At 65.1% G+C, this 5225-nt stretch carries 6 protein-coding genes; 2 read left to right on the top strand and 4 right to left on the bottom strand.

The window, feature by feature from the left end:
• A partial coding sequence (locus A2J02_RS25550) for an aminotransferase class I/II-fold pyridoxal phosphate-dependent enzyme (protein WP_156516391.1) occupies positions 1 to 664 on the bottom strand: 664 nt, incomplete at its 3' end.
• An 87-nt stretch (positions 665 to 751) separates the two neighbouring features.
• Here A2J02_RS25550 and A2J02_RS25545 point away from each other — a divergent pair.
• A complete protein-coding gene (locus tag A2J02_RS25545) occupies positions 752 to 1489 on the top strand; it encodes an SOS response-associated peptidase (protein WP_068055418.1) in 738 nt (245 codons plus the stop codon).
• Positions 1490 to 1496: 7 nt separating this feature from the next.
• Here the strand turns inward: A2J02_RS25545 and A2J02_RS25540 are convergent, their stop codons facing one another.
• Positions 1497 to 1724: a DUF3263 domain-containing protein gene (locus tag A2J02_RS25540; RefSeq protein WP_068055415.1), complete on the bottom strand. Its 228-nt coding sequence runs from the start codon at positions 1722 to 1724 to the stop codon at positions 1497 to 1499.
• Positions 1725 to 1824: 100 nt separating this feature from the next.
• Between A2J02_RS25540 and A2J02_RS25535 the strand changes: the two genes are divergently transcribed.
• On the top strand, positions 1825 to 3738 hold the full coding sequence (locus A2J02_RS25535) for a dipeptidyl-peptidase 5 (RefSeq protein WP_068055422.1): 1914 nt from the start codon (positions 1825 to 1827) through the stop codon (positions 3736 to 3738).
• Here the strand turns inward: A2J02_RS25535 and A2J02_RS25530 are convergent.
• A complete protein-coding gene (locus A2J02_RS25530) occupies positions 3731 to 4000 on the bottom strand; it encodes a hypothetical protein (RefSeq protein ID WP_068055411.1) in 270 nt (89 codons plus the stop codon). The genes A2J02_RS25535 and A2J02_RS25530 overlap by 8 nt on opposite strands.
• An 89-nt stretch (positions 4001 to 4089) precedes the next feature.
• The gene (locus tag A2J02_RS25525; RefSeq protein ID WP_068055407.1) at positions 4090 to 4992 is read right to left on the bottom strand and encodes a hypothetical protein; all 903 of its coding nucleotides are present in this window, start codon (positions 4990 to 4992) and stop codon (positions 4090 to 4092) included.
• Positions 4993 to 5225 lie beyond the last annotated feature (233 nt).

Below are 5225 nucleotides of genomic sequence, written 5' to 3'. Positions count from 1 at the left end.
AGATCTCGTCTGCGAGCAGCAGCAGCTGGTGCTTGCGTGCGAGATCGACGATGCCCTGCAGCACCTCCTTCGAGTACACCGCACCCGTCGGATTGTTGGGATTGATCACCAACAGTGCGACGGTCTTCGGAGTGATCTTGGACTCGATGTCGGCCAGATCGGGATTCCAGCCGTTCTCCTCGTCGCACATGTAATGCACGGCCTTGCCGCCGGACAGTGTCGTCATCGCCGTCCACAGCGGATAGTCCGGAGCCGGGATCAGTACTTCGTCACCGTCGTCGAGCAGTGCCTGCATCGTCATCGTGATGAGCTCGGACACCCCGTTGCCGAGGTAGATGTCGTCGACGTCGAGCTCGGGGAAGCCCGGCTCGAGCTCGTATCGGGTGACGATGGCGCGCCGCGCGGACAGAATGCCTTTCGATTCCGAGTACCCCTGCGCCACCGGCAGCGCCGCGATCATGTCCCGCACGATCACATCGGGGGCCTCGAACCCGAACGGGGCCGGATTGCCGATGTTGAGCTTGAGGATGCGGTGCCCCTCCGCCTCGAGCCGCGCGGCATGGGCGTGTACCGGCCCGCGGATCTCGTACAGCACGTTCTGCAGCTTGGTCGACTGCTGCAACGTGCGGTAACGCGGCTGGGAGTGGATCTGCGGAGTGGTCACCCGTCACATCGTGCCAGGTGGGTGCCACGTAATTCCACGAGGTTGTTTCGCCCGAGATGTCGGTGGCGGGTGGAACAATCTCGTTCCATGTGCGGACGGTATGCCAGTACCCGGAGTGACAGTGACCTGCAGGCGGTGTTCGACATCGCCGAGACCGTCGGTGCGGAGGTGCCGCCGTCGTACAACGTGGCCCCCACCCAGACGGTCCGGACGGTGCTCGAGCGCGCACCGAAGGACGAACCCGAGGCCGACGCCGTGCGACAACTGCGGTCGGTGCGCTGGGGCCTGATCCCCTCGTGGGCGAAGGACGCCAAAATCGGTTCTCGACTGATCAACGCCAGGTCCGAGACCATCACCGAGAAGCCGTCGTTCAAGAAGGCGGCGAGCCGTCGACGATGCATCGTGCCCGCAGACGGCTACTACGAATGGGAGAAGCGCGACGGCGCGAAGGTGCCGTATTTCCTGCACGAGGGCTTGGATAGTGGTCGTTCCGCGGGCTCCACTCCTGGAGTATTGGCGATGGCCGGCCTGTACGAGCTGTGGCGAGACCCCACCAAGGCCGAGGACGACGAGGATCGGTGGGTCTGGTCGGTCACCGTGCTCACCTCGCCTGCAGCCGATGCGCTCGGGCACATTCACGATCGCTCGCCGGTGGTGCTTCCGCCGGAGCTGCGCGCGAGCTGGCTCGACCCCACTGTGACCGATCTCGGCGACGTGCAGGATCTGTTGGCGGCCATCCCTGAGCCGCGGCTCGAGCCCTACGAGGTGAGTACCGCGGTCAACAGTGTGAAGAACAACAGCCCGGAGCTGTTGGTACCGGTGTAGCGGTGGCTCAGGCGAGTCTCGTGCGGCAGATGTCGGCGATCGCGGACCGCTCGTCCGGGGACAGGTCCTCGGCGACCGGCGAGTCCAGGATGCGACGCAATCGCTGGAAGTAGGTACGCGCGTCGATGCCGAATGCCACGTAGATGTCCTCGTCGCTGCCTCCGCCGTATCCCCGCCAGGTTCGGCCGAAGGTCAGAATTTCGTGGTCCACCGAATGGGTAGTGGTCCGGCGCATGGTGTCCCCCTAGTGCTACTCGACCCCCATCATCCGGGTCATGGTTGAAGGGCCGGTGAACAACGCGTTACGTGCATGTCAGTTCACTAGGGTGGACGGCGTGACTGCTCTCGCCTTCGGATCCTGGCCCTCGCCCATCACCGCAGCAGATCTGTCGTCGGCGGGCCACCCCGTCGAGGGCGGGCGCTTCGTCGGCAGTGAGATCTGGTGGTCGGAACTGCGGCCCGCCGAACAAGGCCGAACGGCCATCTGCCGGTATGTCGACGGAGAAGTACAGCCGGTTCTGCCCGCACCGTTCAACGCCCGCACCCGCGTCCACGAATACGGCGGGGGAGCCTGGACTGCGACGACGGACGGCGACCTGGTGTTCGCCGAGTTCTCCGATCAACGCGTCTACCGACTCACCCCCGGCGGCGCACCCGTCCCGCTGACCCCGAAACCGGCTGTGGCGTCGAGCATTCGGTACGCGGACCTCTCGGTTGTCGGCACCGATGTGATCGCAGTTCGCGAGATGCACGACGCAGGCGCGGTGTCCCGAGACATCGTGGCCATCGATCTCGGCGGCGGCGGGGTGCGCTCGCTGGTGGCGGGTTCGGACTTCCTTGCGTTCCCGAGACTGTCACCCGACGGCACCCGCATCGCCTGGATCGCGTGGAACCACCCGCAGATGCCCTGGGACGGAACGGAACTGCGCGTTGCCTCGCTGGCCGAGCCGTCGTCCTGGACGGTTCTACTCGGCTCGACCGAGGAATCGGTGCTGCAACCGGAATGGATCGACGACGAGTCGCTGTACGCAATCGGTGACCGAAGTGGTTGGTGGAACCTGTATTCGGTGATGCTCGACGGGTCGGTCACGCCGCTGCGGACGCTCGACGCGGATTTCGGTGCTCCACTGTGGCGGTTGGGATCGAGTTGGTACGAGGTGCTGGACGACGGGACACTGCTCACCGTGCGGACTGTCGGCACCGACACCCTTGCGGTGCTCGACCCGGCGTCCGGAGTGCTGGAGGACATCGCGCTCGACGGTATGACCTCGGTGGGGCTCGGTGGGCGCTCCGGCTCGACCGTGCTGATCAAGGGCGGCGGAGCGCACGTGGCAAGCGCGCTGTTCGCACTCGACCTCGAATCTCGTGAACTGACCTCTGTCCGTTCGGGTTTCGAGTCCGTTCCCGACAGTGCGTACCTCCCCGAGGGGCGTCAGGTGACGTTCCAGGGGCCGAACCGTGAGGTGCACGCCATCACCTATGCGCCGCGCAACCCCGACTACGAAGGCCTGGACGGTGAATTGCCGCCGTACGTCGCCTTCGTCCACGGCGGCCCCACGGCGCACGTGGCACCCGCTCTGAACCCGTTGTTCGCCTACTTCACCAGCCGCGGCATCGGCGTCGTCGATGTGAACTACGGCGGTTCCAGTGGATACGGCCGCGAATACCGCAACCGGCTGCGCGGGCAGTGGGGAGTGGTCGACGTCGAAGACACCATCGCCGCGGTGCAGGGGCTGGCCGACAGTGGACTCGCCGACCCCGCCAGATTGGCGATCGAAGGTGGCTCCGCGGGCGGGTGGACGGTCTTGGCTGCGCTGACATCGTCCGATGTGTTCGCTTGCGGCGCATCGTACTTCGGGGTGGCGGAGCTCGAGCTGTTCGTTGCCGAGACCCACGACTTCGAGTCCCGCTACATCGACGGGCTCATCGGACCGTTGCCCGAGGCCATCGATTTGTACCGCACCCGGGCACCGGTGAACAACGTCGACGGACTCTCTTGCCCGGTGCTGTTGTTGCAGGGACTCGACGATCCGATCGTGCCGCCGTCGCAGGCCGAACGATTCCGAGATGCCATGGTGAGCAAAGGGATACCGCACGCATACCTGGCTTACGCGGGCGAGTCACACGGATTCCGCAAACTGGAAACACAGGTGAACGCACGCGAATCCGAACTGTCCTTCTACGGCCAGGTCATGGCGTTCACGCCGCCCGGAATCCCCGAGCTGCAGCTGTGGCGTCCCTCTAGCTGAGTGGTGGGTGCGCGCGCTTCGCTTCCAGAAACTCGAGGAGTGCACTGGGGATCGCGCAGTACTTGCTGTTGCCCTCGGACAACTTGCTGCCCACCTCGAACGCTGCCTTCGACGGACCGTCGTTCTCGAGGATGAGTGCACAGAGGCGCTCGTCGGTGCGGCCGGATTCGCAACACTGCTCGACGTGCGCTCGGTCGTCCGGCGACAGAGCCGTCCACCACTCGTCGTAGCGGCGAAAGAGCTTGTCCGCGTCGTCGGTCATGCCTGCTCCCTACTTGTCGGTACGCCTTCGCGTCCGACCATACTCACGATGTCCGATTCGGCTACTTCCGAGGGGGGTTCGCGGGAACCTCACACCGCTTGTGCAGGGTGCGCGCCTGCATTTCGACGCGAGGACGGGCGCGCGGTCGGTAGAAGGGTCGCTCGGTGGCGTCGGCCGGCTCTGTCGGCAGCATCGCGGATCATCCGATCGACGAGCTCGGGGCGATCGAGATCCGACCAGGCGATTCGCACCACCTGACGGCCGGTTGCGCGAATGCGATCTTCGCGGCGCTTCTCCTCCCACAACACATCGGCCGCAGACTTCCCCTCGGGCACATAGCGCCCGTACTTCACCTTGCCGTCGAATTCGAGAACAGTCTCGATGTCGGGCAGATCGAAATCCACGCGCCCGACGAAGCCACGGGAATCCGTGATCGGTACCTGCAGCTGTGGGGTGTAGCCCAGATGACGTAGCACCACGCGGGTGCGTGACTCCCCGACACTTTCGGACCGGCCGTCCATGAACTCCGCAACCCGACGTGCCGACCGATTGCCCGGATGGTTCGTGCACGAATCCAGTGCTGCAACAACATCTTCGGCAGCGAGTCCACGTGCTCTCGCCGCGAAGTCCGCGATACATACGGCCGTCTCGAACGGAAGTGAGCGAGCGCAATCGGCAACTGTGCGCGCCAGGGCGGTGACCCGAACGCCGTCGAAGTCCACGACTTCCTCGTCGGTGTACGGCGAGGTGTGCACCGCTCGAACGGCGCTGCTCCGACCTCCGCCCCGGGCGCGATTGCGCGTGATGTGCACCCGGCTCAGGTCGGCATTCCACACATCGAGACCGTGGAAGACAGCCGCACTCACATGGCTGACAACGGCGTCGGAGGCGATGGTTGCGTCGAACACGGCCTCGGCGAGGCAGTAGCGCTGCAATTCTGCGTCGGAAATTCCGCGGGAGAGTGCGTCGGATCGCGAGACGATGCGGGTCATGAAGAAATGCTCTCGGGCGCAATCGGTTTCGGCAAGACCCCAGTGGCCGATTGTGGATAACTCGCTGCCTGTGGATAACTCGTGGGAGTGGACCTCACACCCCTACAGACGACTGCGCGCCCCTGCTCGGCAGTGAGCAAGGGCGCGTAGTCGGTAAAAGGGGGTGTGAGGTTACTTCCGGCGACCTGGAACCTTGGCTCCCGGGGCGAATCCGAGTCCACCGGCCTTCGGCT

Origin of the sequence: Rhodococcus sp. EPR-147, from assembly GCF_001647185.1 — a bacterium.
Taxonomy (GTDB): Bacteria; Actinomycetota; Actinomycetes; order Mycobacteriales; family Mycobacteriaceae; genus Rhodococcoides.
Note: the sequence above shows the minus strand (reverse complement) of the source record. Positions and strands in the feature narration are given on the sequence as shown.

Excerpts from the sequence above, each read along its gene's own strand:
- A2J02_RS25540 (WP_068055415.1), bottom strand. The coding sequence starts at position 1,724 with ATGCGCCGGACCACTACCCATTCGGTGGACCACGAAATTCTGACCTTC.
- A2J02_RS25525 (WP_068055407.1), bottom strand. The coding sequence starts at position 4,992 with ATGACCCGCATCGTCTCGCGATCCGACGCACTCTCCCGCGGAATTTCC.
- A2J02_RS25530 (WP_068055411.1), bottom strand. The coding sequence starts at position 4,000 with ATGACCGACGACGCGGACAAGCTCTTTCGCCGCTACGACGAGTGGTGG.
- A2J02_RS25545 (WP_068055418.1), top strand. The coding sequence starts at position 752 with ATGTGCGGACGGTATGCCAGTACCCGGAGTGACAGTGACCTGCAGGCG.